A 25,806-nucleotide genomic window follows, 5' to 3' on the forward strand; every position below is an offset into this window, starting at 1 on the left:
ATAAGGATGACCGATGAAAGGCATTATTTTGGCGGGGGGATCGGGCACCCGCCTGTATCCCATAACCCGCGGCGTCTCCAAACAGCTGCTGCCGATCTACGACAAGCCGATGATCTATTATCCGCTATCGGTATTGATGCTGGCCGGGATCCGCGACATCCTGCTGATCAGCACCCCGCAGGATCTGCCGGCGTTCCAACGGCTGTTGGGGGACGGCAGCGATATCGGCGTCCGATTGCAGTACGCCGAGCAGCCGCGTCCAGAGGGGCTGGCCCAGGCGTTTTTAATCGGAGAGTCGTTCCTTGACGGCGATAGCTGTTGCCTGGTCCTTGGGGACAATATCTTTTTTGGCCAAGGGTTTAGCCCCAAGCTGCGTCAGGTGGCGCAGCGCGATCGCGGGGCGACGGTATTCGGCTATCAGGTGATGGATCCCGAGCGTTTCGGGGTGGTTGAGTTCGATGATGACTTCCGCGCGCTCTCCATTGAAGAGAAGCCCCTGCGGCCGCGTTCGAACTGGGCGGTGACCGGGCTCTATTTCTATGATGCCCAGGTGGTGGACTTTGCCCGCAGGGTTACTCCCTCCGTTCGCGGCGAGCTGGAGATCACCAGTATTAACCAGATGTATCTGCAGCGCGGTGAGCTCAACGTAGAGCTGCTGGGGCGGGGGTTCGCCTGGCTCGATACCGGTACCCACGACAGCCTGCTGGAGGCCAGCGCCTTTGTGCAGACGGTGGAGAAGCGACAGGGCTTTAAGATTGCCTGCCTGGAGGAGATTGCCTGGCGCAACGGCTGGCTGGATGACCACGGCGTAGCGCGCGCCGCGGCATCGCTGGGCAAGACCGCCTATGGCGCCTATCTGCGGGAGCTACTGCATGTCCGTCCACGCCAGTATTGAGCCGCTGGCGTGGGAGAGCGCCTTTTTTGCCCTGCGCAGCGGGCGTCTGCGATTTGACGATCGGGCGCCGCCGCTGCAGGCGTCGGCGTGCGATGCCTACCAGCTGCTGCAGGCGAAGGTGGACGCCCGCGATCTGGCGCGCTGCGATGCCCTGCAGGCGCTGGGGTTCCGTCTGGCAGAGGGCGAGGCCGACTTTGTCCTGCCCGTCTCGTCCGCGCCGACATTCGGCGGCCAGCGTCAGGCGCAGGCGCAGGATTGCCTGTGGCTGCGCGCCTTGGCGCGTAATGCCTTTGCGCTGAGCCGTTTTCGTGCTCCGTGGTATCGCGCCGAGGACAGCGCGCGTTTCTATGCCGAATGGGTCGAGAAGGCTGTCTATGGCACCTTCGACCACGCTTGCCTGCTGGCGCTGGATGACGAGGGCACTCCTCAAGGATTTGTCACGCTGCGTCGACAGGCGGACGGCAGCGCCCGCATTGGGCTGCTGGCGGTGGACAACGCGTCGTTCCGCTGCGGTGTGGGGCGGCGCCTGGTCGCGCAGGCGCAGGCATGGTGCCACGCGCAGAGCCTGTCTCGGCTGTACGTGGCAACCCAGATAGGCAATCTGGCGGCGCAGCGTTTGTATCTTGGTTGCGGTGCGCAGCTGGCTGCTACCGCGTATTGGCTATACCGATAACGTTATCTCTCTCGAGGTGAACACAATGATCCCATTTAATGCGCCCCCGGTCACCGGCAGCGAGTCCGACTATATGCAGGCGGCGATGGCCAGTGGCAAGCTGTGCGGCGACGGCGGCTTCACCCGCCGCTGTCAGCAGTGGATGGAGCAGCGCTTCGGCAGCGCTAAAGTCTTGTTGACCCCCTCCTGCACGGCGTCGCTGGAGATGGCGGCCCTGCTGCTGGATATCCAGCCCGGCGACGAAGTGATCATGCCGAGCTTTACCTTCGTCTCGACGGCTAACGCCTTTGTGCTGCGCGGCGCCCGCATTGTCTTCGTCGATGTGCGCCCCGACACGATGAATATTGATGAGACGCGGATCGAAGCGGCGATCACGGAGAAAACCCGCGCCATCGTACCGGTGCACTATGCCGGCGTCGCCTGTGAGATGGATACCATTATGGCGCTGGCGCAGCAGTACGGCCTCTATGTGGTTGAAGATGCGGCGCAGGGAGTGATGGCGACCTATAAGGGGCGGGCGCTGGGCACCATCGGCCACATCGGCTGCTACAGCTTTCACGAAACCAAGAATTACACCGCCGGCGGCGAGGGCGGTGCGACGCTGATAAACGATGCGGCGCTGATCGAGCGGGCGGAGATCATCCGTGAAAAGGGCACCAACCGCAGCCAGTTTTTCCGCGGGCAGGTGGATAAATATACCTGGCGTGATATCGGCTCCAGCTACCTGATGTCCGATCTGCAGGCCGCCTATCTGTGGGCGCAGCTGGAGGTCGCCGATCGCATCAATCAGCGTCGCCTGCAGCTGTGGCAGCAGTATCATGATGCGCTGGCGCCGCTGGCCGAGGCCGGGCGCCTCACGCTGCCGACCACGCCGGCGCACTGCGGGCATAACGCGCATATGTTTTATCTCAAGCTGCGCGATATGCGCGAGCGCAGCGCCTTTATCGACTTTCTCAAAGAGGCGGAGATCATGGCGGTGTTCCACTATATTCCGCTGCACTGCAGCCCGGCAGGGGCGCGCTTTGGTCGCTTTGTCGGCGAGGATCGCTACACCACGTGCGAGAGCGAGCGTCTGGTACGTCTGCCGCTGTTTTATAATTTGCCGGACGTCAACCAGCGGACGGTGATCAACAGTATTCAGAGCTTTTTCCGCTGATGTCCCTGGCGCGCGCATCGCTGTGGACCGCCGGTTCGACCCTGATCAAGATCGGCGCCGGGCTGGTGGTGGTCAAGCTGCTGGCCGTGGCGTTCGGCCCCGTCGGCGTGGGGCAGGCGGCTAACTTTCGTCAGGTGATCACCGTCCTGGGGGTGCTGTCGGGCGCTGGGATTTTCAACGGCATTACCAAGTATGTCGCAGAGTACCGCCAGCAGCCGCAGCGGCTACGGGCGCTGCTGGGCACCGCATCGACGATGATCCTGGGGTTCTCCCTGCTGCTGGCGCTGATCTTTACCCTAGGGGCCGCGCCGATCAGCGTGGCGCTGTTTGGCCACGATCGCTATCAGGCGGTGATCCGCCTGGTGGCGTTACTGCAAATGGGCATTGCCTGCGCGAACTACTGCCTGGCGGTGATCAAGGGGTATCGCGACGCCCGCGGCAACGCGCTGGCGGTTTCGCTCGGCAGCCTGCTGGGCGTGGCGGCTTATACCCTAAGCTATTTTTTGGGTGGCTACCGCGGTGCGCTGGCCGGGCTGGCGCTGGTGCCGGCGGCCGCCACGCTGCCGGCCCTGTGGGTGCTGTGGCGCCAGCGTCATATTCCATGGCGCTACTTCCGTCCGTCCTGGGATCGGCCGCTGGCCGCTAGCCTGGGGAAGTTTACCCTGATGGCGGTGATGACCGCGGTGACGATGCCGGTTGCCTATGTCATGATGCGTAATCAGCTGGCGGCGCTGGATGGCTGGGAGGCCGTCGGGATCTGGCAAGGGGTGAGCGGCATCTCCGACGCCTACCTGCAGTTTATTACCGCCTCGTTCAGCGTTTATCTGCTGCCGACCCTGGCCGGGCTGCACAGCCGTCAGGCGGTTGGGCAGGAGATCCTGCGCGCGCTGCGCTTTGTTTTGCCTGCGGTGGCGGCCGTCAGCTTTACGGTCTGGCTCCTGCGCGATCTGGTGATTTGGCTACTGCTGTCGGGGAAGTTCAGCGCCATGCGCGACCTGTTTGCCTGGCAGCTGACGGGGGATGTGTTTAAGGTTGGCGCCTATGTCTTCGGCTACCTGGTTATCGCCAAAGCCTCGCTGCGCTTTTACCTGCTGTGCGAGATAAGCCAGTTTATCCTGCTGACCCTGCTGTCGCGTATTCTGATCCCGCTGCACGGTGCCTTGGGCGCCGCTCAGGCCTATATGGCAACCTATATTATTTATTTCCTGCTGTGTGGCAGCGTATTTTGGATTTATCGTAACCGCGCATGACGACACTGATTCACGTACTGGGAGCGGATATCCCGCACCATAATCTGACGCTGCTGCGTTTCTTTGACGGCGTGCTGTCGCAGCGCGCCGCGACAGCGCCGCGCCGGCGTTTTATGGTGGTGGCGCGCGACGCCGCCCCGTTCGCCGACCTGACCACGCTGGATATCGAGGTTTGGCCAGACAAGCGCGCGCTGGCGCGTGCGCTGCTCGCCCGCGCCAGCGCGGATCGCGCTCTGCGCTTCTTCCTGCACGGTCAGTTTAATCCCTGGCTATGGCTGGCGCTGCTGTGCGGGCGTCTGCGGCCGCAGCAGGTGCTGTGGCACGTGTGGGGGGCCGATCTGTATGAGGAGGCCCGCGGCTGGAAATACCGGTTGTACTACGGCCTGCGCCGCCGGGCTCAGGGGCGGGTGGGGCACGTCTTCGCCACGCTGGGCGATCTGGACTATTATCGGCGGCGCCATCCGCGGGTGGCGACGTCGACGCTCTATTTCCCGACGCGGATGGATCCGGCGCTAACGTGCAATCAGCGGGCTAGAGTGACGTCGGGAGCGCTGACGGTGCTGGTGGGGAACTCCGGCGATCGCAGCAACCGTCATCTGGTGGCGCTGCAGCGACTGCACGATACCTTCGGTGCGCAGACACGGGTCATCGTGCCGCTGGGCTATCCTGCCAACAACCAGGCCTATATCGCGCAGGTATGCGAGCGAGCCGAGGGCCTGTTTGGCCATAATGCGACGCTGCTGACGCAGCAGGTTGCCTTTACCGACTATCTGGCGCTTCTGGCCCGCTGCGATCTGGGCTACTTTATCTTTGAACGTCAGCAGGGGATCGGCACGCTGTGTCTGCTGCTACAGCAGGGGATCCCCCTGGTATTGAGTCGGCAGAACCCCTTTTGGCGCGATATGGTCGATCAACAGCTGCCGGTGCTGTTTGACGATGACGCGCCGGATGACGCCGCGGTGCGGGCGGCGCAGCGTCAGCTGGCGCAGCGCGATCTGAGCCGGCTCGCCTTTTTCGACCCCAACTATACCGACGGCTGGCTGCAGGCGCTGGCGCTGGGAGAACGGCCATGACCCTGATGCAGTTTGCCGGTTTGGCGCTGGTGTATTTTTTCTCGCTGCTGTTTGTGGCGTTTCTGACCTACAAAGAGTTTCGCCGGGTTCGCTTTAATTTTAACGTATTCTTTTCACTGCTATTTTTACTGACATTCTATTTCGGCTTTCCGCTGACCTGTACGCTGGTGTTCCGCTTTGACGTGGCGACGGTGCCGGCGGAGGAGATGCTGTACGCCCTGCTGTCGGCCACGGCGTTTTACGCTATCTATTACGTCACCTACAAGACGCGGCTGCGTTCGGCAACGTCGGCGTCGAGCGGCGGCTCCGCCTGGCTGCAGCTCAACCGGGTCGAGGCGCAGCTGACCTGGATACTGCTGGCACTGGTGGCGCTGGTGACCGTAACCATTTTCTTCCTCAACAACGGCTTTTTGCTGTTTAAGCTGCACTCCTATAGCCAGATCTTCTCCAGCGGCGTCTCCGGCGTGGCGCTAAAGCGCTTCTTTTACTTTTTTATTCCGGCGATGCTGGTGGTGTACTTTCTTCGTCAGACGCAGGCCGCCTGGCTGTTTTTTCTGGTCAGCACCGTAGTTTTTGGCCTGTTGACCTACGTCATCGTCGGCGGGACGCGCGCCAACATTATCATCGCCTTCGCGCTGTTCCTGTTTATCGGTATCCAACGCGGCTGGATAACCCTGTGGATGCTGGCGCTGGCCGGCGTCGTCGGGGTCGTCGGCATGTTCTGGCTAGCCCTCAAGCGCTACGGCCTGGCGGTAAGCGGCGACGAGGCCTTCTACACTTTTCTCTATCTGACGCGCGACACCTTCTCGCCCTGGGAGAATCTGGCGCTGCTGCTGCAGCACTATACCCAGATAGATTTTCAGGGACTGGCGCCGATTGCCCGTGATTTCTATGTCTTTATCCCCGGCTGGATGTGGCCGGATCGGCCGCATCTGGTGTTGAACAGCGCCAACTATTTTACCTGGCAGGTGCTCGATAACCATTCGGGGCTGGCCATCTCCCCCACCCTGATCGGTTCGCTGGTGGTGATGGGCGGCGCGGCGTTTATTCCGCTGGGGGCGATCGCCGTGGGGCTGATTATCAAGTGGTTCGATTGGCTGTATACCCGGGGGTGCGCGGCGTCAAACCGCTACCGGGGCGCGGTGATCCAGGCGTTTTGCTTCGGGGCGGTGTTTAATATGATCGTATTGGCGCGCGAGGGGCTCGATGCCTTTGTCTCGCGCGTGGTGTTTTTCTGTATTATTTTCGGCTGCTGCTTGCTGCTGGCAAAGCTGCTGTACTGGCTGTTTGATGCGGCGGGGCTGATCCGCGCGCGCGCGGCCATCGCGGCGCCTTCTGTCGGGAAGGGATCGCCGGCTCGCAAGGATAGAAACGATGGAGAGTAACGGGTCAATTCCACATTACGCGATTCGCGGTATCGATATCTGGGGCTTTCGCGACAGCGATCAGTTTCTGCGCCACCTGCTGACGGAGACGGCGGTGCGTCCGGGCACGCTGGTCGCGATTAACGCCGAAAAGGTGATGACGGCGGAGGATGACGCTGCGCTGCGGGCGCTGATCGCGGCGGCGGAGTATAAATATGCCGATGGCATCAGCATCGTGCGCGCCATTCGGCGTAAATACCCCGGAGCACAGGTCAGCCGCATCGCCGGTGCCGATCTGTGGGAGGCGCTGATGCAGCGCGCCGGTGAGCTGGGCATTCCGGTGTTTTTGGTCGGAGGCCAGCCCGACGTACTGGCGCAGACCGAGGCGGCGCTGCGCCGCCGATGGGGGGTCAATGTCGTCGGCGCCCAGGATGGCTATTTCTCCCCAGAACAACGCGATGCGCTGTTTGAGCGGATTCGCGCCAGCGGGGCGCAGATCGTGACGGTCGCGATGGGTTCACCGCGCCAGGAGATCCTGATGCGCGACTGTCGGGCTTACTATCCCCAGGCGCTGTATATGGGGGTTGGCGGCACCTATGACGTCTTTACCGGGCGGGTTCGTCGCGCGCCGCATCTGTGGCGTCGCTTTGGTCTGGAGTGGCTGTATCGCCTGCTGTCCCAGCCGACGCGCTGGCGCCGCCAGGTTAAGCTGCTGCGTTTCGTGGCCTACTACTACGCAAGGAAGCTATAGCGCGCCGTCGCCTCGCGCAGGCCGTGTTGCCGGGAGCGTACGGTGGGTTTGGGCTCGGCGGCGTGTGCTTTTACAGCAGAGTGCGCAAAGTGTAGCCAAACGCGATATTTCTGCAAAAAAGCGCTGGACAGCATGGCCTTAAGCCCGTAGTATCCACCCCCGCAACGGCGCTGAGCGCCCGTAGCTCAGCTGGATAGAGCGCTGCCCTCCGGAGGCAGAGGTCTCAGGTTCGAATCCTGTCGGGCGCGCCATTATTGCTTAAGGCGCAAGAGCTGCGGTGGTATCATTACCGCGTTAAGAAGTACATTGGTGGCTATAGCTCAGTTGGTAGAGCCCTGGATTGTGATTCCAGTTGTCGTGGGTTCGAGTCCCATTAGCCACCCCAGATTTAAGTGGCATGCGAAGGTGGCGGAATTGGTAGACGCGCTAGCTTCAGGTGTTAGTGTCCTAACGGACGTGAGGGTTCAAGTCCCTCTCTTCGCACCACACCCTACTGGGACTAAAATGAATCGGCGAGTAGCGCAGCTTGGTAGCGCAACTGGTTTGGGACCAGTGGGTCGGAGGTTCGAATCCTCTCTCGCCGACCACCCCATCTCCTCGCATCGCGAGGTTTTTTTGTATCTCAATTTCCGTTAGTCCCACCGGCTCCCTGCCGCGCACCTTCTCTCTCGCTCCCGTATCTCTCGCCCTCACCGTATTGCGGCGGATCTTTACCCCTGTCTTTTTCCCGTCGCCTTTTCCCGACGGCGCCCGCTCGGGATGTCGCTATAAAGAGACATTTAATGCTATGTTTTAAAACAATAAAAAATAAATCGCCAGATCGGCGTCTCCGAAAGGCGACATCGCCGCGCCGCGCGCGCGCAACAGGGGCGGTGGGCGGCGGGTTTTAATGTTGGCATGGTTTATGCAATACTTGCGTCGTAGATGCTCATTCGCCCCCTTATGTTTGCGTAAGCTTCATAAATCTGAGAATGATGCAGAGCCGACTTGTGGTGCCTATCGTCCGAATCGTGCTGTCCTTAACGCCAGCATGCCACGGACACGTCGTTGAGTGAGGCACCGATCAGTTGTCTTAAGATCTGATTGTCCTTTTTCAACACTTGCCTGTCGGCAGGTGTTTTTTTTGCCAAAAAAAGGCCCGCGGTGAGCGGGCCTGATGATGATGTTGGCGCTCTCCTGAGCGCGGGGAGGACTCAGGTGGTCGGCTGATCCTGGTGCAGGGTGAGCAGCAGGCCGTCGCGCCGCATCTGTGCGGCCTCCTCCGGGCGGTGTAGCTTGTCCAGCGTATCGGCGAGCCAGGCGTAGTCATAGGCATCTGGACGCTGCTTGAGCGCGGCGCGCAGCGCCTCTGCCGCCTGTTGCCACTCCCCGTGGCGCATTAGCAGCTGTCCCAGGGTGCTGTTGAGCAGCGCGCTGGCGCCATGCTGACGGATCTGCTGCTGCAGCAGCTTCTCCAGCTGTTCGGGATTACCGGACTTCAGTCGCGGCATCAGCTGTACCAGGCGCTCATCAAAGCGGCGTTTCAGCCCATCGACGACGATTTGCTGCGCGGCCCCGTGATCGTCACACTCGATCAGGTGTTCGGCCAAGGCGACCTGCAGCGCGGTTTCATGACGCGTTTTACGCGCCTGCGCTTTCCACCACTGTTTCAGCCCCTCGCTGCCGCCGTTGGCCATCGCCTGATCCATCAGGCCGATATAGGCTCGGATCTGCAGTTTCTCAATATCATCATCGCTGTGCAGCCCCTGTTTGGCCAATGTGGGCAGGATCTCCAACAGCGGGCCGAAGGCATCGGTACGCAGGTAGGCCTGTTCTGCCAGACGCAGGACTTCGGGATGGCGCGGCGCATAGTTGAGCAGGGCATCCACCCCATGGCGGGCGGCATGATTCTCCCCGCGCGCCAGCTGCAGACGTACGCGGGTGATATCGACCGGCAGCGGATCGCTTCCGGCGACCTCGGCGGCGCGCTCCAGATATTGGTTGGCGCGCAGCTCATCGCCGCGCTGCTGTGCGGCTTCGGCCGCCAGCAGGTAGTTCACCAGCGGCTGATCGGCGTGATCGGCATTACGCGCCAGCAGCTTTTCAACCTGGCCGTAGTCGCCCTCCGTCAGCTTGAGCAATCCTGCGCGGGTCTGGCGGCGCGCGCGGGTGCGCTTACGTCCCATAAACCAGCCGCGGGTACGGGCACCGGTGCGCAGCAGCCGGCGCAGCAGCCACTCCAGGGCAAACAGCACGAGCATCAGCAGGATCAGCATGATCACCAGCGAGGTTACGCTGGTCTCAATATTGTAGCTGTCGGTCTGGATCAGCACATACCCTTGATGGCCGGCCAGCATCGGGCCGAGCACGATGCCGGCGATCAGAATGATAAACAGCAGTAGGACCTTGAGCATGGTCATTCCCCCTGCGTCGCGGGCGCGGCCGGCGCGGCGGTCAGCGCGTTGCTCCGGGCGTGCAGCAGTTTATCCAGCAGCGGCTGACTCTTCAGGGCATCGGGCAATATCATGCTGACGGACTGCTGGCTAAGGGCGTCAATCTGGTTTAAAAACGCCTTGGTGCTCGGATCGTTGACGTCAAAATAGGCACGAACCCAGGCTGAGACGCTTTCCAGCGACTGCTGGTAGATTTGATTCTGGTGGCGCGGTACCGCCTGAGCGGCGATCAGCAGGCGAGAGCGGATATTCTCACGCAGGTATACGTCCTGGCTGGGCGCCAGCAGGGGCTCAGCGCTGCTATCGCGACGACGGATGGTGATAAATTCAGAGATGAAGCTGTGCCAGCTTTTGGCCAGGTTCTGTCGCCATTGACTCAGCGAGGCGCTCAGCTCACCGTCGTCCTGATCCATCGGCGCTTCGTCGCTGTCGTTATCCGCCAGCCGCAGATCGTCCACCTGATTGGCCAGCTGATTCAGCTGGAGGATGATGCCGTCAAAGTCGATTTGGTTGAGCGCGGAGAGAGTGGAGATATCCTCCGTCAGCGCGCGGCGTACGCCCAGCAGACTGGGGTCATCCAGGCCGGCCAGGGTGGCGTCGGCACTCTTCAGCAGGGCGATGGCGGTGGTGACGTCCTGATCGCTCCACAGCTTACGCTCGGCCAGCTTCACCATAAAATCGGCCTGCGCCAGCTTCCAGGTGTTGGCGTCATTGCCGGAGATCGCCGCGACCTTTTGCTCCAGCTCCTTGAGCTGCTGTGACTGGCTGGCCTGCAGCTGCGTCGCGACATCCAGCGCCTTCGCCTGTTTATTCAGCAGTGCCTCCATCCGCAGTTTTTCCTGTGCCTGCGCGGTATGCAGCGCGCTGAGCTGCTCCTGCAGGCTTTGTTCGCTGGCTTGCTGCCTCTGTGCCTGTTGATGCCCGTGGTAATAAAGGCCGGCACCGAGGGCGATCACCAGTACGATGGCAATGGCGCCGAGCGCCGGGCCACCGGCGGCGGATTTTTTCACGATCTGCTTATCCTGTTTGTGAGCGCGCTCCAGCGGCTTCGCCTGCTCGGTAGCCGTTTCGGCGGCGGCCGCCTTGTCTGGCGGGGTAGTGGGTTCCGTCATCGTGGCATTATCCCATGGTCAGTTGATCTGTAGCGTACGCAATAGCGCATCATTGTTGGCGCTTTCCGCCACCCGGATCTCCTGCCATCCCAGATCCCGGGCGCGCTGTGCCAGACGTTCGCTGACGACGATCAGCCGGCAGCTGAGGAGCCAACGTTGCCGATCGTATTCAGGAACTAAATCATAGAGCTGTTGCAGCATTTCACCACTGGTCACTACCAGTGTCGAGACTTTCTGTTGCCGCCAGCGCGCGCAGAGCTCGTCACCGGGGTAGGCGATGGCGACCCGGCGATAGCATTCGCATAGGGTGACCGAAACGCCGCGCGCGCGCAGGGCATCGGCGATCAGGTCGCGCCCGCCGTTACCGCGCAGGATCAGGGCCCGCCGGGCCCGCAGCTGCCGTATGGCGGGCAGCGCCAGCAGCGCCTCCGAGGTTTCCGGCGCCGGCGGAAAGATCACCGACTGGTGACAGGCGGCCCCTAGCGACTGTGCGGTACTGTGCCCGATAGCGGCGTAGCGCGGGGTCGTGGGCCAGCCGCGACCGGCCAGTCGCAGCGCCTCTGCGGCGTAGAGGACGGCGTGGCGAGAGACGGCCAGCAGCAGATCGCCCCGCTGCAGCGCGGCCACGGCCTCCGGCAGCAGCGCCAGCTGCCGACCGGGGGCAACGTCGATCAGCGGCGTATGCCACGCCTCCATCCCCAGCGCTCGCAGGCGCTCGACCAGCTGTTCACCGGCGGGGGAGGGGCGGGTCACCAGAATGCTCATGGTCGCTTACGCTTTCTGGCAGTAGACGGCGTCGAGGATCGTGCGCGCGCCGCGCGCCAGCAGCTCATCGGCCAGCGCGGTGCCCATCGCCTCCGCCTGCGTCAGCGGACCGCGCCGTTCGCCGCGAATGATCCGCGAACCGTCCGGCGCGCCGACCAGCGCGCGCAGCCACAGCTGGTCGCCGTCGATTTCGGCATAGCTGCCGATAGGAACCTGGCAGCCACCCTCCAGACGCGTGTTCATCGCTCGCTCGGCGCAGACGCGCAGCGCGGTATCGGCATGGTTGAGCGGAGCCAGCAGGCGGCGGGTGGCGTCGTCCGCCAACCGGCACTCGATACCGACCGCGCCCTGGCCAACGGCGGGCAGCGACTGCTCCGGCGTCAGCGGCGTACGGATGCGATCGTCCAGCTGCAGGCGCTTCAGACCGGCGGCGGCCAGAATAATGGCGTCATAGTCACCGGCATCCAGTTTAGCCAGGCGGGTACCGACGTTGCCGCGCAGATCGCGAATCTGCAAATCCGGACGCGCCGCGCGCAGCTGACACTGGCGGCGCAGGCTGGAGGTGCCGACGACGCTGCCGGGCGGCAGCTGCTCTAGCGAGGCAAAGCGCGGTGAGACAAAGGCATCGCGCGGATCTTCGCGCTGGCAGATAGTCACCAGCCCCAGGCCATCGGGGAAGGCGACCGGCACATCTTTCATGGAGTGCACGGCGATATCGGCCCGTCCCTCCAGCAGCGCCAGCTCCAGCTCTTTCACGAACAGCCCTTTGCCGCCGACTTTGGCCAGCGGGGTATCCAGCAGAACGTCGCCCCGGGTGACCATCGGCACCAGTTCTATCGTCAGCTGCGGCCAGTGGGTCAGCAGCTGATCCCGGACATAGTGTGCCTGCCACAGTGCCAGCGGGCTCTGGCGCGTTGCGATACGCAGCGTGGGCTGCGTTGCCGTTGTCATTGATTGCATGTGAATATCCCTTATTTGCCTAGGCATCATCCTACCATGTTGTCGCATAGGCATGCAGCGTGCGCGCACGGAAGGTGAGCATGGAAGGGGGCGGGAAAATGCGTTGGAAAAGCCGGAAAGATCAATGATAAGAGGAGCGCAATATTAAGTGTGTGGTTTTTGTATCTTTACGGTCAATCGGCAAGGTGTTAAATTGATCACGTTTCCAGCAATTTCCCATCTATCATTACTATTAATAAAACCATCGTTGGGGCGTGGAAACAAGTCTCCCTTCGTACACCGGAAAAATCAGGCGAAACGTCTTGTACCTCTATATCGAGACACTGAAGCAACGACTGGACGCGATTAACCAACTGCGGGTTGATCGGGCGCTGTCGGCGATGGGCCCCGCGTTTCAGCAGGTATATACGCTGCTGCCTACCTTATTGCATTTTCACCATCCGCTGATGCCGGGCTACCTGGAGGGCAACGTTCCTCACGGGATCTGTTTCTTTACGCCGGATGAGCCGCAGCAGAACTACTTGCTGCACCTGGAGCAGCGTGCGCCGGGCAGTATTCCACCGGTGACGGGGTCGGATCAGATGCCGATTACCGGACTGTACACTATGGGCAGCACCTCCTCCATCGGCCAGAGCTGTAGCTCTGACTTGGATATCTGGGTCTGTCACCACTCTTGGCTCGACGCCAGCGAGCGTAGTCAGCTGCAGCAGAAGTGCACGCTGCTGGAGGAGTGGGCGGCGTCGCTGGGCGTGGAGGTCAGCTTTTTCCTGATCGACGAGAATCGGTTTCGTCACAACGAAAGCGGTAGCCTGGGGGGAGAGGACTGCGGCTCAACTCAGCATATTCTGCTGCTAGACGAGTTCTACCGCACCGCTGTTCGCCTGGCCGGCAAGCGCATTCTGTGGAGCATGGTGCCCGGTGAAGAAGAGGAGCACTACGATGAGTATGTGCTGTCGCTCTACGCGCAGGGGGCGCTGACGCCCAACGAGTGGCTCGATCTCGGCGGGCTGAGCTCGCTGTCGGCGGAGGAGTACTTTGGCGCCAGCCTGTGGCAGCTGTATAAAAGTATCGACTCCCCCTATAAGGCAGTGCTGAAGACCCTGCTGCTGGAGGCCTACTCTTGGGAGTATCCCAATACCGAGCTGCTGGCGATGGACATTAAGCAGCGCCTGCATAAAGGGGAGATCGTCTCTTTCGGCCTCGATCCCTACTGTATGATGCTGGATCGGGTGACCCATTATCTGGAGCAGATCGGCGATCACGCCCGACTCGACCTGGCGCGACGCTGTTTTTATCTCAAGGTGTGCGAAAAGATGTCGCGCGCCCGCGCCTGCGTCGGCTGGCGTCGGGAGATCCTCAGTCAGCTGGTCGCTCACTGGGGCTGGGATGAGGCGCTGATCCGTTCGCTCGACAACCGCGCCAACTGGAAGATCGGTCAGGTGCGCGAGGCGCACAATGAGCTGCTGGATGCGATGATGCAAAGCTACCGCAACCTGATCCGCTTTGCACGCCGCAATAACCTGAGCGTCAGCGCCAGTCCGCAGGATATCGGGGTGCTGACCCGTAAGCTGTACGCCGCCTTTGAGGCGCTGCCGGGCAAGGTGACGCTGGTGAATCCGCAGATCTCGCCGGATCTGTCCGAACGCGATCTGACCTTTATCTATGTGCCGGTTGGCCGCGCCAATCGCAGCGGCTGGTACCTGTACAACCAGGCGCCGACCATCGACAGCATCGTCAGCCATCAGCCGCTGGAGTATAACCGCTACCTGAATAAGCTGGTGGCGTGGGCCTATTTTAACGGTTTGCTGACGGAAGAGACCCGTCTGCATATCAAGGCGAACAGCAGCCAGTGCGATCTGAACAAGCTGCGCGAGCTGGTGCGCGATGTCTCTAACCATTTCCCGCTGCGCCTCTCTGCGCCGACGCCTAAGGCGCTGTATAGCCCGTGCGAGATCCGCCATTTGGCGATCATTGTTAACCTGGAGCACGACCCTACTGCCACCTTCAGCAATCAGGTGGTGCACTTTGACTTCCGTCAGCTGGATGTCTTTAGCTTTGGCGAGCAGCAGCAGTGCCTGGTCGGCAGCGTCGATCTGCTGTACCGCAACTCGTGGAATGAGGTGCGAACCCTGCACTTTAGCGGCGAGCAGGCGGTGCTGGAGGCGCTGAAGACTATCCTGGGTAAGATGCACCAGGACGCCGCGCCGCCGGAGGCCGTCGAGGTGTTCTGCTATAGCCGCCACTTGCGCGGGCTGATCCGCACCCGGCTACAGCAGCTGGTTTCGGAATGTATCGATCTGCGCCTCTCCAGCAGCCGCCAGGAGCCGGGGCGCTTCAAGGCGGTGCGGGTGGCTGGCCAGACCTGGGGGCTGTTCTTCGAACGGCTGAGCGTGTCGGTGCAAAAGCTGGAAAATGCGGTCGAATTTTATGGCGCGATCTCCAACAACAAGCTGCACGGCCTGTCGATGCAAGTGGAGACCGATCAGGCACACCTGCCGGCGGTGGTCGATGGCTATGCCAGCGAGGGGATCATTCAGTTCTTTTTTGAAGACGGCGAGCGCGACGGCTTTAATATCTACATTCTGGATGAGTCCAACCGCGTCGAGGTGTACCACCACTGCGAAGGCAGCAAAGAGGAGTTGGTGCGCGACGTCAGCCGCTTCTATTCGTCATCCCACGATCGCTTTACCTATGGATCCAGCTTTATCAACTTCAACCTGCCGCAGTTTTACCAGATCGTCACGGTAGAGGGACGGGCGCAGGTGATCCCGTTCCGCAGCAAGGCGGTGACGCCGCCCGGCGCAGAGACGGAAGGCGACGGCGACGCCGCGCCGCGCCAGCAGTTCAAGGTGTATTAACCCCCGTTTAGCGATCCAGCGTTACCGGCACACCGGCCTGTGCGCTGCATGCCTCATTCAGTACCTGATGCAGGGGCGCGCCGCTGCGCGAGCAGCGCCATTGTCCGTCTCGGTAGTCAAAGTGATAGCCACCGGCGCGCGTCGCCAGCCAGATCTGGTGCAGGGGCTCTTGGCGATTAATCACAATTTTACTGCCGTTCTCAAAGCTCAGCGTCATGACGCCGCCGTTGGTCTCACAGTCAATATCCGCGTCGCTCTGGCAGGCGTCCAGGGCTTCTTCCAGCGCCTGCATCAGCCCGTCGGCCAACAGATGAAACTCGCTGTCATTCATAATCATTTCCTATTGCTTTTCAGTATCCAACTGCGATTATAGAAAGCTTGAACCGAGGAATCACAGGCATTAATACAATGAACAGACAATTCCGTAGTGCGCTGTTGGTGCTGTGCGCCGCGACGCTGGGCGGATGCGGGCTGAAAGGGCCGCTGTACTTCCCGCCAGCGCAGCAGGCTCCGGCGGCGCAAAAGGCGCCGGACGCCTATAGCGTGCAGGCGCCGTCTCATGAGCCGGTCGCCCAGACGCCGAATACGCAGACGCCGAACACGGCACCCGCCGCCGAGGCCGGGAAAGCCCACTGAGTTGCGCACCGTGTGCCAAGGGTAGACGTTTGCAGGTATTCATCAAGGGGTAGGGACATGCAGTTTGCCAAGATGCACGGGCTGGGTAATGATTTTATGGTGGTGGATGCCGTCACCCAGAACGTTTACTTTTCACCGGAGTTGATCCGCCGCCTGGCCGACAGGCATACCGGCGTCGGCTTCGATCAGCTGTTGGTGGTGGAACCGCCCTACGATCCCGATCTGGACTTTCACTATCGCATCTTTAACGCCGACGGCAGCGAGGTTGCGCAGTGCGGCAATGGCGCGCGCTGCTTTGCCCGTTTTGTTCGGATCAAGGGGCTGACCAACCGGCGCGATATCCGCGTCAGCACCCAGAATGGCCGCATGACGCTGCACGTAGGCGAGGACGATCGGGTGACGGTCAATATGGGAGAGCCGCAGTTTGAGCCGGGGCGTATCCCTTTCAAAGCCGCCAAGGCGGAGAAAACCTATATTCTACGCGTGGCGCAGCAGACGGTGCTGTGCGGCGCGGTCTCGATGGGAAACCCTCACTGTGTCCTGCAGGTTGAGGACGTCAGCCGGGCTCAGGTTGAGCTGCTGGGACCGGTGCTGGAGAGCCATGAGCGCTTTCCTGAGCGGGTAAACGTTGGCTTTATGCAGGTGGTCGAGCGTGACCATATCCGGCTACGGGTATATGAGCGCGGCGCCGGCGAGACGCAGGCCTGCGGTAGCGGCGCCTGTGCGGCGGTCGCCGTGGGGATCCAGCAGGGGCTGCTGGATGAGCAGGTGCAGGTGGATCTGCCCGGCGGTACTCTGCACATCCGTTGGCCGGGGCCGGGAACGCCGCTGTTGATGACCGGACCTGCCGCCCACGTCTATGATGGATTCATCCATTTGTAAACGGTAGGTAGCTATGAGCGAGAGGGATAGCCGCGACCTCCTTCAGCCGTCGCTGGCGGATGAGCAGGTTGTGGCCTATTTGCAGCAGCATCCTGATTTTTTTATTCGTAATGCCCGCCAGGTGGAGCAGATGATGATCCCGCACCCGGTGCGGGGGGCCGTCTCTTTGCTGGAGTGGCAGCTGGGCCGCCAGCGCCGGCAGATCGCCGCGCTGGATCAGGAGATCGAACAGCTCATCACGCTGGCGCGAGATAACGAGCGGCTGTTCGGCAGCCTGCTGGCGCTGCAGAGCCATTTGGCCTCGGCGCAAGACATGGACGACTTTCTGCAGCGCCTACAGCGCTGGGCCCGTTCGCTGGGGCTGTCCGGTGCCTATATTCGGCTGTTCGCCGATCGCTGGCGCCTTGGCGCGCCGTCGCGCTTTTCCCACCTGGCGATCGCCCGGTCAGACGTAGAGCTGCTGCGCATTCAGCGCCTGGGCGATGCCAACCACTATCTGGGTAGCCTGAATGGCCAGGAGCTGCTGCTGCTGCTGCCGCAGGCGCGCCACGTGGGGTCGGTCGCCCTCTCGCTGATGGGGGATTTCGCCGATCTGGGGCTGCTGGTGTTTACCAGCGCTGATGCGCAGCACTATCAGCAGGGAATGGGAACAGCGCTGCTGGAGCAGCTGGCGCGTCTGATCCCGCCGATGCTGACCCGCTGGATCGAGCGGCAATGACGTCCCTGCCCGAGGCGCTGAGTACGCCCGTCGCCGCGTTTCTACAGATGATGCGCGTTGAGCGTCAGCTCAGCCCGCGCACGGTTGAAACCTATCGTCGCCAGTTGGCGGCGAGCGCGGCGCTGCTGCTCGAAGGCGGTCTCTGCGACTGGGCGGCGCTGGATACGACGCGGGTGCGTTCGCTGGTGGCGCGCAGCCGCCGTCAGGGACTGGAGCCGGCCAGCCTGGCGCTGCGTCTGTCGGCGCTGCGCAGCTTTCTGGACTGGCAGGTCAGCCGTGGCGCTCTGACGGCCAATCCGGCCAAAGGCGTCGCTGCGCCGCGTCAGGGGCGCCACCTGCCCAAGAACCTGGATGTGGACGATGTTAATCGGCTGCTGGATATCGATGAGGGCGATACGCTGGCCGTACGCGATCGCGCGATGCTGGAGGTGATGTACGGCGGCGGTCTGCGTCTGTCGGAGCTGGTCGGTTTGGACTGTCGCCACGTCGATCTGACGACGGGTGAGGTCTGGGTGCTGGGGAAGGGCAGCAAAGAGCGTCGGCTGCCGGTGGGGCGAGAGGCGGTGCGCTGGCTGCAGACGTGGCTGTCGCTGCGTTTGTCGCTGCAGCCGCAGGATGATGCGCTGTTTGTCTCGCGTCTCGGCGGGCGTATCTCACCGCGCAGCGTGCAGAAGCGTTTTGCGGAGTGGGGCGTGAAGCAGGGGGTGACCAGCCATATTCACCCCCATAAGCTGCGTCACTCCTTTGCCACCCATATGCTGGAGTCCAGCGGCGATCTGCGCGCGGTGCAGGAGCTGTTAGGACACGCCAACCTCTCGACGACGCAAATCTATACCCATCTCGATTTTCAGCATTTGGCTACCGTGTATGATGCCGCGCATCCGCGCGCCAAAAGAGGGAAAACGTGATGCACTTTTATCGCCCGTTACAGCGTCCTGCCGCGCTGACCTTTGATTTGGATGATACGCTGTACGATAACCATCCGGTGATCGTCCGCAGCGAGCAGGCCGCGCTGGATTTTTTACGCCGCCGCTTCCCCGCCCTGCAGGATTTCCAGAGCGCTGACTGGCAGCGCCTGCGCGCTGAACTGCGTGCCAGCGATCCGGAAATCTACCATGACGTGACTCAGTGGCGCTGGCGTACGGTGTACGAGGCGCTGTGGCGCGCCGGGCTGAGCCCGACGTACTGCCACGACGGCGCCGATGAGGCGATGGCCCACTTTGCCCAATGGCGCAGCCGTATCACGGTCTCCCCCGAAACGCACCAGATACTGGCGGCGCTGGCGGCGCGCCTGCCGCTGGCGGCGATCACTAACGGCAACGCCGATCCGGCGCGCTGCGGTCTGGGCGCGTACTTTCGCTTCGTGCTGCGCGCCGGGCCGGACGGGCGCGCCAAGCCCTACAGTGACATGTACCTGGCCGCCGCCCGGCACTTCAACCTGGCGCCCGGGCAGATCCTGCACGTGGGCGACGACCTGACGACCGACGTCGCCGGCGCCGTGCGCAGCGGTATGCAGGCCTGTTGGGTGAACGATCGCGGTCGCTCGCTGCTGTGCGCCGCCGATGGGCGTCTGCTGCCCCACGTCGAGATTTCGCGGTTGGATTCGCTGCTCGCACTGATATAATTCCCGACAGCTTCTGTATAAATCTCCAGTAAAATGGTGCCGACGGCGCCATTTTCCCAGCCAAAAGACGGTGCCTATGGACGTATCTGACCTGCTTGACAGCCTGAACGATAAACAGCGCGAGGCGGTAGCCGCGCCGCGCAGCAACCTGCTGGTGCTGGCCGGCGCAGGCAGCGGTAAGACCCGCGTTCTGGTGCACCGTATCGCCTGGCTATTGGCGGTAGAAAACTGTTCGCCGTTCTCCATCATGGCGGTCACCTTTACCAATAAGGCGGCGGCGGAAATGCGGCACCGTATTGAGGCGCTGATCGGCACCAGCCAGGGGGGGATGTGGATCGGCACCTTCCACGGCCTGGCGCACCGCCTGCTGCGCGCCCACCATTTGGACGCCGGTCTGCCGCAGGACTTTCAAATCCTCGATAGCGAAGATCAGCTGCGTTTGCTGAAGCGCCTGATCAAGGCCATGAATCTGGATGAGAAACAGTGGCCCGCGCGTCAGGGCATGTGGTACATCAACGGCAAGAAAGATGATGGGCTGCGTCCGCAGCACATTGAAAGCTATGGTAACCCGGTGGAGCAAACCTGGCTGCGTATCTATCAGGCCTATCAGGAAGCCTGCGATCGCGCGGGGCTGGTAGACTTTGCCGAGCTGCTGCTGCGCGCGCACGAGCTGTGGCTGCACAAGCCCCAGATCCTGGAGCACTACCGCGCCCGCTTTAACAATATCCTGGTGGATGAGTTCCAGGATACCAACCGTATTCAGTATGCCTGGATCCGTATGCTGGCCGGTGACAGCGGCAGGGTAATGATCGTCGGCGATGACGATCAGTCGATCTATGGCTGGCGCGGTGCCCAGGTAGAGAACATTCAGAAATTCCTCGATGATTTCCCCGGCGCGCAGACGATCCGCCTGGAGCAGAACTATCGCTCCAGCGGCAATATCCTGCGCGCGGCCAACGCGCTGATCGAAAACAACGATGGTCGTCTGGGTAAAAAGCTGTGGACGGAGGACGGTGAAGGGGAGCCGATCTCCCTGTATTGCGCGTTCAACGAGCTGGATGAGGCGCGCTTCGTGGTTAACCGAATCAAGGCCTGGCAGGATAACGGCGGAGCCTTGAAAGAGTGTGCCATCCTGTACCGCAGTAACGCCCAGTCCCGCGTGCTGGAGGAGGCGCTGCTGCAGGCGGCGACGCCCTATCGGATTTACGGGGGAATGCGTTTCTTCGAGCGCCAGGAGATCAAGGATGCGCTGGCCTATCTGCGCCTGCTGTCCAACCGTAACGATGACGCCGCCTTTGAGCGGGTGGTGAATACGCCGGTGCGCGGTATCGGCGATCGGACGCTGGACGTGGTGCGTCAGACGGCCCGCGATCGCCAGCTTACCCTGTGGCAGGCGACCCGCGCACTGCTGCAGGAGCAGGTGTTTCCGGGGCGCGCCGCCAACGCGCTGCGCCGCTTTCTGGAGCTGATTGAGGCGCTGGCGCAAGACAGCGACGATCTCCCGCTGCACGTGCAGACCGATCGGGTGATCCGTGACTCCGGGCTGCGTCAGATGTATGAGCAGGAGAAAGGCGAGAAAGGGCAGACGCGCATCGAAAACCTGGAGGAGCTGGTGACGGCGACGCGCCAGTTCAGCTATGAGGACGACGATGATCTGTCGCCGCTGCAGGCGTTTCTGTCTCATGCCGCCCTGGAGTCCGGCGAGGGGCAGGCCGACGCCTATCAGGATGCGGTACAGCTGATGACCCTGCACTCTGCCAAGGGACTGGAGTTTCCCCAAGTTTTCATCGTTGGGATGGAGGAGGGGATGTTCCCCAGCCAGATGTCGCTGGATGAAGGCGGGCGACTGGAAGAGGAGCGGCGTCTGGCCTACGTCGGCGTGACCCGGGCGATGCGTAAGCTGACCCTGACCTATGCGGAAAGCCGGCGCCTGTACGGCAAAGAGGTGTATCACCGTCCGTCGCGCTTTGTCGGCGAACTGCCGGAGACGTGCGTAGAAGAGGTGCGCCTGCGCGCCAGCGTGACGCGCCCCGTCAGCCATGCGCGTATGGGGACGCCGTTAAGCCAGAGTGACAGCGGCTATCGCCTGGGGCAGCGCGTCGCCCATGCCAAATTCGGCGAGGGGACGATTATCAACCTGGAGGGCAGCGGGGAGCATACCCGCTTACAGATCGCCTTTAAGGGCGAGGGGATTAAGTGGCTGGTCGCCGCATATGCCCGCCTTGAGGTGCTGTAGGGACGGCGCCGAGTTGTGCAAGCCTGTTGACAGGCTTTTTCCTGTCGGCGTAACATGCGCGCACGATTAATCTGTGAGGACATACGCCTTGGACACACCCAGTAGATGCTGGCTCATTGGACCCGTACGCGGGTACAACTTCTAAGGCTATCCACCGATGCTGATGGCCTTAGTGGTTGTCAGCGACCTTTAATGCGTCGCAGAGTCAGATCTTATATGGTCTGAAACAGGCAGGTGACGTATCCCCGGTTTGTTTCCCGTGCTCCATGCGTGATCCTGAAGTCACCGCAACGGAGTTAAAGCATGCTAAGTGCATTTCGTTTAGACCACGGTCGCTTATCCCGTATGGAGCTGGATGACACGGACCATCTCACGGCGTCGCTGTGGGTGGATCTGGTCGAGCCCGAAGAGGATGAGCGCCGGCGCGTACAGAGTGAACTGGGGCAGAGTCTGGCCACCCGCCCGGAGCTGGATGATATCGAGGCCTCCGCGCGCTTCTTCGAAGATGAGGATGGCCTGCATATTCACTCCTTCTTCTATTACGAAGATGCGGAAGATCACGCCGGTAACTCCACCGTCGCCTTTACCATCCGTGAAGGGCGCCTGTTTACCCTGCGTGAGCGCGAGCTGCCGGCGTTTCGTCTGTACCGGATGCGAGCGCGCAATCAGATGCTGGTGGACGGCAACGCCTATGAGCTGTTGCTGGATCTGTTTGAAACCAAAATCGAGCAGCTGGCCGACGAGATCGAAAACATCTACAGCGATCTGGAGAAGCTGAGCCGAGTGATCATGGAGGGGCAGCAGGGCGATGAGTATGACGATGCGCTCTCGACGCTGGCCGAGCTGGAGGATATCGGCTGGAAGGTTCGCCTGTGCCTGATGGATACCCAGCGCGCGCTAAACTTCCTGGTGCGTAAGGCGCGTCTGCCCGCCAGCCAGCTGGAGCAGGCCCGTGAGGTGCTGCGCGATATCGAATCCCTGCTGCCGCACAATGAATCCCTGTTTCAGAAGGTCAACTTCTTGATGCAGGCGGCGATGGGTTTTATCAATATCGAGCAGAACCGTATCATCAAGATCTTCTCGGTGGTCTCTGTGGTCTTCCTGCCGCCGACGCTGGTCGCCTCCAGCTATGGGATGAACTTTGAGTTTATGCCGGAGCTGAAGTGGTCGTTTGGCTATCCCGGCGCCATCCTGCTGATGATCCTGGCGGGCCTTGCGCCCTATCTCTACTTTAAGCGTAAAAAATGGCTCTGAGCCCGCGCGCCTGTTGGTGAGTAACGGCCCCGCTGGGGCCGTTATTTTTTGTACATCTTCACGGGGAAAAATGCTTATCATAGCGTGAGGTGATCGGGGCAGGAGGCGCGGTGGAGCGTTTGGCGCACGCTGAACAGTGGAGCATATTGGCGGTCCTGTCGCTGGGGCTGGGGGGGCTATTCCTGTGGCTGCGTCTGCCCGCGGCGCTGCTGCTGGGGCCCATGCTGGCCGCCGTCGCGCTGGGGCTGCGGGGGGCGACCATTCGGGTGCACCGGCTGGCAATGCCGATAGCCCAGGCGATCCTCGGCTGTATGATCGCTCGCGCGCTGTCGCTGTCGCTTCTGTCGCCGCTGCTGGATGACTGGCCCGTGGTTCTGCTGGTGCTGCTGTGCACTCAGCTGTGCAGTGCGATCACCGGTTGGCTGCTGGTGCGCCTGAGCGATCTGCCCGGCCCCACCGGCGCCTGGGGATCGTCGCCCGGTGGGGCATCGGCGATGGTGGCGATGGCGGGGGAGTTTGGCGCCGACGTGCGGCTGGTGGCCTTTATGCAATACCTGCGGGTTTTGTTTGTCGCCGCGGCGGCGGCGCTGGTGGTCCGGGTGGGTTTGGGCGATGCGCCGCAGGGGGTGCCGCTGGCTCCCCCTTGGTTTCCCGCGCTGGGGTGGGCGGTTTGTTGCCACGCTGCTCCTCGCCGGCGGCGGTGCCTGGCTGGGACGCCGCCTGCGTATTCCCGCAGGGGCCCTGCTGCTGCCGATGCTGATCGGCGCTCTGTGTAATACCACCGGTGTCATGACGCCGCAAACCCCGGAGTGGCTGCTGGCCATCGCCTATACCCTGATCGGTTGGCAGGTCGGTCTGCTGTTTACCCGTACTCTCTTTGTCTTGGCGCTGCGCGCCCTGCCGCAGATCATTTTGTCGATTGCGGCTCTGATGCTGTGTTGCGCGTTGATGGCCTGGGGGCTGACGCAGGTGCTGCCGATCGATCCGCTCAGCGCCTATCTGGCAACCAGCCCCGGCGGGCTGGACACCATTGCCATTATCGCCGCCGGTAGCCAGGTGAATTTGGCCTTTGTCATGGCCCTGCAGATGCTACGCCTGTTTACCATTCTGCTGATGGGGCCGGCCGTTGCGCGCTGGATCTCGCGTCACGCCGCCTCAGCGCCGTAGGCGGCGCTGGGTGTAGAGCGCATCGATAATAAACAGCAGCAGCGCGCTCCAGATAAAGCCAAAGGCGATGAGCTTGTCGCGCGTCATCTGCTCGCCATAGCAGAGGGTCGCCAGCAGGAACATCAGCGTAGGGCCGAGGTATTGGAAAAAACCCAGGGTAGAGAGACGCAGACGGGTCGCTGCCGCGGTGAAACAGAGCAGTGGAACAGTGGTGACGACACCGGCGGCGATCAGCAGCAGGTTTAGCGACAGCGGATTAGCACTGAGGTGGCTGGTGGGCGAGTCGGCGGCGACGAACAGGTAGTACAGCGCCAGCGGCAGCAGCCATAGGGTTTCCATCAGCATGCCGCTCTGCGCATCGATGGCGATCTTTTTGCGCAGCAGGCCGTAGAAGGCGAAGCTGAAGGCCAGCCCCAGCGCGATCACCGGAACGGAGCCGAACTGCCATAGCTGAACCATGACGCCGACGATGGCCAATGCGACCGCCAGCCACTGCATCCGGCGAAAGCGTTCGCCGAGAAACAGCATCCCCAGCAACACATTGACCAAGGGATTGATAAAATATCCCAGGCTGGCTTCCAGCATGTGGTTATGATTGACGGCCCAGATATACAGCAGCCAGTTGCCCCCGATCAGGCAGGCGCTCAGCGCCAGCAGGGCAATTTTGTAGGGCGTATGGCGCAGGGCGTAAAGTTGACGCCAGCTGCGGCCAATGGCCAGCAGGATCAGCATAAAGAAAAATGACCAGATGACGCGGTGGGTCAGGATTTCCGTTGCGGGAACCTGCTGCAGCAGTTTGAAGTAGATGGGGGCGATGCCCCAGATTAAATAGGCCGTCAGTGCCAGAATGACTCCCTGGCGGGTGTGCTGTGTATCCATATTATTTTTCCGCGCTTCCCGCTGAATGTAGCGAGGGAGTGTACTGTATTTTTCATTTTATGCTCAGGGCTAAAATGGCGGTGCCGCGATGTCGGCAGGGCGGTGGCGAACGGCGTCATGGTCAGGCGTGTTAATGGTACCACCTGGGATGTGCGCGGCAGATCAGCTGCCCGCGGTGGGCAGAGTATTTCAGAGAGCGATGTAGTGATGAATGCGTGTAAAAAATATTTAATGGCCGGAGTGGCGGCGTTGCCACTGGTAGCGCAGGCGGCGCCGAGCGCGAGTGAAAGCGGTGCGGCACCCGCGCTGAGTGATAATGAGGGGGTGATCGCCAACATGCTGCGGCATTACGATAACCCGTTTACGCTTTATCCTTACTCCACCAACTATGTGCTGTATACCCAGACCAGCGATATCAATAAAGAGGCCATCAGCTCTTATGACTGGGGCGATCAGGCTAAAAAGAACGAGATTAAGTTTCAGATTAGCCTGGCATTCCCCATCTGGCGCGGTATCGCCGGCGATAACTCGGTGCTCGGCGCAGCCTACACTCAGCAGTCCTGGTGGCAGGCGTTTAACCGCAGCGAATCTTCTCCGTTTCGCGAAACCAACTATGAGCCGCGCCTGTTTTTAGGCTGGGCGACCGACTACCCCCTGTTCGGCGGCTGGGTGCTGCGCGATATTGAGGCGGGCGGGGTGCACCAGTCTAATGGCCGGTCGGATCCGACTTCGCGCAGCTGGAACCGCGTCTATACCCGTTTTCTGGCGCAGAACGGGAATTTTCAGGTTCAGCTGATGCCGTGGTATCGCATTCCGGAGAGTCCGAACAAGGACGATAACCCCGATATCACCAAGTACATGGGCTACTACGAAGCGGAGATGGGCTATCGCCTGGGCGAGAGCGTCTTCAGCCTACGTGGGCGCTACAACTGGAACAGCGGCTATGGCGCGGCCGAGCTGGGCTGGAGCTATCCGCTGACCCGCCACGTCCGTTTCTATACCCAGCTGTTCAGCGGCTACGGCGAGTCGTTAATCGACTATAACTTCCGCCAGACCCGCTTCGGCGTCGGCGTCATGCTGAACGATATCCTGTAACGCGGGACAAAATCGGCGCGTACGCC

22 protein-coding genes, 4 tRNA genes and 1 pseudogene are annotated in these 25,806 nt (G+C 61.7%); 21 read left to right on the plus strand and 6 right to left on the minus strand.

Annotated elements, in window-relative coordinates; translation table 11 throughout:
* Positions 1 to 13 precede the first annotated feature (13 nt).
* The 11 genes from rfbA (at position 14) to BRD58_RS00895 (ending at position 7,749) form a co-directional block, all read left to right on the plus strand.
* Positions 14 to 895 carry a glucose-1-phosphate thymidylyltransferase RfbA gene (gene rfbA / locus BRD58_RS00845; protein WP_073381393.1) on the plus strand — a complete coding sequence of 294 codons (882 nt, stop codon included), beginning with the start codon at positions 14 to 16 and terminating at the stop codon, positions 893 to 895.
* Complete coding sequence (rffC, locus tag BRD58_RS00850; protein WP_069577996.1) at positions 873 to 1,568, plus strand: dTDP-4-amino-4,6-dideoxy-D-galactose acyltransferase; 696 nt, start codon at positions 873 to 875, stop codon at positions 1,566 to 1,568. The genes rfbA and rffC overlap by 23 nt, the downstream gene beginning before the upstream one ends.
* A 25-nt stretch (positions 1,569 to 1,593) precedes the next feature.
* Positions 1,594 to 2,724 carry a dTDP-4-amino-4,6-dideoxygalactose transaminase gene (gene rffA / locus BRD58_RS00855; protein WP_012846988.1) on the plus strand — a complete coding sequence of 377 codons (1,131 nt, stop codon included), beginning with the start codon at positions 1,594 to 1,596 and terminating at the stop codon, positions 2,722 to 2,724.
* Positions 2,724 to 3,974: a lipid III flippase WzxE gene (gene wzxE / locus BRD58_RS00860; RefSeq protein ID WP_069577997.1), complete on the plus strand. Its 1,251-nt coding sequence runs from the start codon at positions 2,724 to 2,726 to the stop codon at positions 3,972 to 3,974. The genes rffA and wzxE overlap by 1 nt, the downstream gene beginning before the upstream one ends.
* Entirely contained in the window at positions 3,971 to 5,047 is a 1,077-nt protein-coding gene (locus BRD58_RS00865) for a TDP-N-acetylfucosamine:lipid II N-acetylfucosaminyltransferase (protein WP_073381395.1), read from the plus strand. The genes wzxE and BRD58_RS00865 overlap by 4 nt, the downstream gene beginning before the upstream one ends.
* Positions 5,044 to 6,432, plus strand: coding sequence for an ECA oligosaccharide polymerase (gene wzyE, locus BRD58_RS00870; protein ID WP_012846991.1), 1,389 nt, complete (start codon positions 5,044 to 5,046; stop codon positions 6,430 to 6,432). Before BRD58_RS00865 ends, wzyE begins: the two co-directional genes overlap by 4 nt.
* Positions 6,422 to 7,162 carry a lipopolysaccharide N-acetylmannosaminouronosyltransferase gene (wecG, locus tag BRD58_RS00875; RefSeq protein WP_015460682.1) on the plus strand — a complete coding sequence of 247 codons (741 nt, stop codon included), beginning with the start codon at positions 6,422 to 6,424 and terminating at the stop codon, positions 7,160 to 7,162. The genes wzyE and wecG overlap by 11 nt, the downstream gene beginning before the upstream one ends.
* A 174-nt stretch (positions 7,163 to 7,336) precedes the next feature.
* Positions 7,337 to 7,413, plus strand: a tRNA-Arg gene (locus BRD58_RS00880).
* Positions 7,414 to 7,471: 58 nt separating this feature from the next.
* Positions 7,472 to 7,547 (plus strand) — tRNA-His (locus tag BRD58_RS00885).
* A 14-nt stretch (positions 7,548 to 7,561) separates the two neighbouring features.
* Positions 7,562 to 7,648 (plus strand) — tRNA-Leu (locus BRD58_RS00890).
* A 24-nt stretch (positions 7,649 to 7,672) separates the two neighbouring features.
* Positions 7,673 to 7,749, plus strand: a tRNA-Pro gene (locus BRD58_RS00895).
* Between the two features lie 606 nt (positions 7,750 to 8,355).
* Here the strand turns inward: BRD58_RS00895 and hemY are convergent.
* Genes hemY through hemC form a run of 4 tightly spaced genes read right to left on the minus strand, consistent with a single transcriptional unit; the run spans position 8,356 to position 12,431 of the window.
* Entirely contained in the window at positions 8,356 to 9,555 is a 1,200-nt protein-coding gene (hemY, locus tag BRD58_RS00900; RefSeq protein WP_012846995.1) for a protoheme IX biogenesis protein HemY, read from the minus strand.
* Positions 9,556 to 9,557: 2 nt separating this feature from the next.
* Complete coding sequence (hemX, locus tag BRD58_RS00905; protein WP_073381398.1) at positions 9,558 to 10,706, minus strand: uroporphyrinogen-III C-methyltransferase; 1,149 nt, start codon at positions 10,704 to 10,706, stop codon at positions 9,558 to 9,560.
* An 18-nt stretch (positions 10,707 to 10,724) separates the two neighbouring features.
* Positions 10,725 to 11,471, minus strand: coding sequence for a uroporphyrinogen-III synthase (gene hemD / locus BRD58_RS00910; protein ID WP_012846997.1), 747 nt, complete (start codon positions 11,469 to 11,471; stop codon positions 10,725 to 10,727).
* A 6-nt stretch (positions 11,472 to 11,477) separates the two neighbouring features.
* Complete coding sequence (hemC, locus tag BRD58_RS00915) at positions 11,478 to 12,431, minus strand: hydroxymethylbilane synthase (protein WP_012846998.1); 954 nt, start codon at positions 12,429 to 12,431, stop codon at positions 11,478 to 11,480.
* Between the two features lie 302 nt (positions 12,432 to 12,733).
* Here hemC and BRD58_RS00920 point away from each other — a divergent pair, with 302 nt between their 5' ends.
* A complete protein-coding gene (locus tag BRD58_RS00920) occupies positions 12,734 to 15,289 on the plus strand; it encodes a class I adenylate cyclase (protein WP_012846999.1) in 2,556 nt (851 codons plus the stop codon).
* Positions 15,290 to 15,296: 7 nt separating this feature from the next.
* Here BRD58_RS00920 and cyaY read toward each other — a convergent pair whose 3' ends face one another.
* Positions 15,297 to 15,620, minus strand: coding sequence for an iron donor protein CyaY (gene cyaY, locus BRD58_RS00925; protein ID WP_012847000.1), 324 nt, complete (start codon positions 15,618 to 15,620; stop codon positions 15,297 to 15,299).
* A 77-nt stretch (positions 15,621 to 15,697) separates the two neighbouring features.
* Here cyaY and lptM point away from each other — a divergent pair, with 77 nt between their 5' ends.
* From lptM to BRD58_RS00965, 8 genes and pseudogenes are all read left to right on the plus strand, one after another.
* A complete protein-coding gene (gene lptM, locus BRD58_RS00930; protein ID WP_012847001.1) occupies positions 15,698 to 15,925 on the plus strand; it encodes an LPS translocon maturation chaperone LptM in 228 nt (75 codons plus the stop codon).
* A 57-nt stretch (positions 15,926 to 15,982) separates the two neighbouring features.
* Positions 15,983 to 16,807 (plus strand): diaminopimelate epimerase, encoded by an 825-nt coding sequence (gene dapF, locus BRD58_RS00935; RefSeq protein WP_012847002.1) that lies wholly within the window; start codon positions 15,983 to 15,985, stop codon positions 16,805 to 16,807.
* 13 nt (positions 16,808 to 16,820) lie between these two features.
* A complete protein-coding gene (locus BRD58_RS00940) occupies positions 16,821 to 17,525 on the plus strand; it encodes a DUF484 domain-containing protein (RefSeq protein WP_012847003.1) in 705 nt (234 codons plus the stop codon).
* Entirely contained in the window at positions 17,522 to 18,433 is a 912-nt protein-coding gene (gene xerC / locus BRD58_RS00945) for a tyrosine recombinase XerC (RefSeq protein ID WP_012847004.1), read from the plus strand. The genes BRD58_RS00940 and xerC overlap by 4 nt, the downstream gene beginning before the upstream one ends.
* Positions 18,433 to 19,149 carry a 5-amino-6-(5-phospho-D-ribitylamino)uracil phosphatase YigB gene (gene yigB, locus BRD58_RS00950; RefSeq protein ID WP_015460686.1) on the plus strand — a complete coding sequence of 239 codons (717 nt, stop codon included), beginning with the start codon at positions 18,433 to 18,435 and terminating at the stop codon, positions 19,147 to 19,149. Before xerC ends, yigB begins: the two co-directional genes overlap by 1 nt.
* A 76-nt stretch (positions 19,150 to 19,225) precedes the next feature.
* Positions 19,226 to 21,385, plus strand: a complete 2,160-nt coding sequence (gene uvrD / locus BRD58_RS00955) for a DNA helicase II (protein ID WP_012847006.1) — start codon at positions 19,226 to 19,228, stop codon at positions 21,383 to 21,385.
* A 303-nt stretch (positions 21,386 to 21,688) separates the two neighbouring features.
* Positions 21,689 to 22,639 carry a magnesium/cobalt transporter CorA gene (corA, locus tag BRD58_RS00960; protein WP_015460687.1) on the plus strand — a complete coding sequence of 317 codons (951 nt, stop codon included), beginning with the start codon at positions 21,689 to 21,691 and terminating at the stop codon, positions 22,637 to 22,639.
* Between the two features lie 89 nt (positions 22,640 to 22,728).
* Positions 22,729 to 23,806 (plus strand): annotated as a pseudogene (locus BRD58_RS00965) (AbrB family transcriptional regulator).
* On the opposite strand, the gene rarD reads toward BRD58_RS00965, so the two are convergent.
* Positions 23,795 to 24,685 carry an EamA family transporter RarD gene (rarD, locus tag BRD58_RS00970; RefSeq protein ID WP_012847009.1) on the minus strand — a complete coding sequence of 297 codons (891 nt, stop codon included), beginning with the start codon at positions 24,683 to 24,685 and terminating at the stop codon, positions 23,795 to 23,797. The pseudogene BRD58_RS00965 and the gene rarD sit on opposite strands and share 12 nt — an antisense overlap.
* Positions 24,686 to 24,892: 207 nt before the next feature.
* On the opposite strand from rarD, the gene pldA reads away from it, so the two are divergent.
* Positions 24,893 to 25,780: a phospholipase A gene (pldA, locus tag BRD58_RS00975; RefSeq protein ID WP_012847010.1), complete on the plus strand. Its 888-nt coding sequence runs from the start codon at positions 24,893 to 24,895 to the stop codon at positions 25,778 to 25,780.
* Positions 25,781 to 25,806: the final 26 nt, after the last annotated feature.

It is taken from the genome of Edwardsiella piscicida, assembly GCF_001896205.1.
GTDB lineage: Bacteria > Pseudomonadota > Gammaproteobacteria > Enterobacterales > Enterobacteriaceae > Edwardsiella > Edwardsiella piscicida.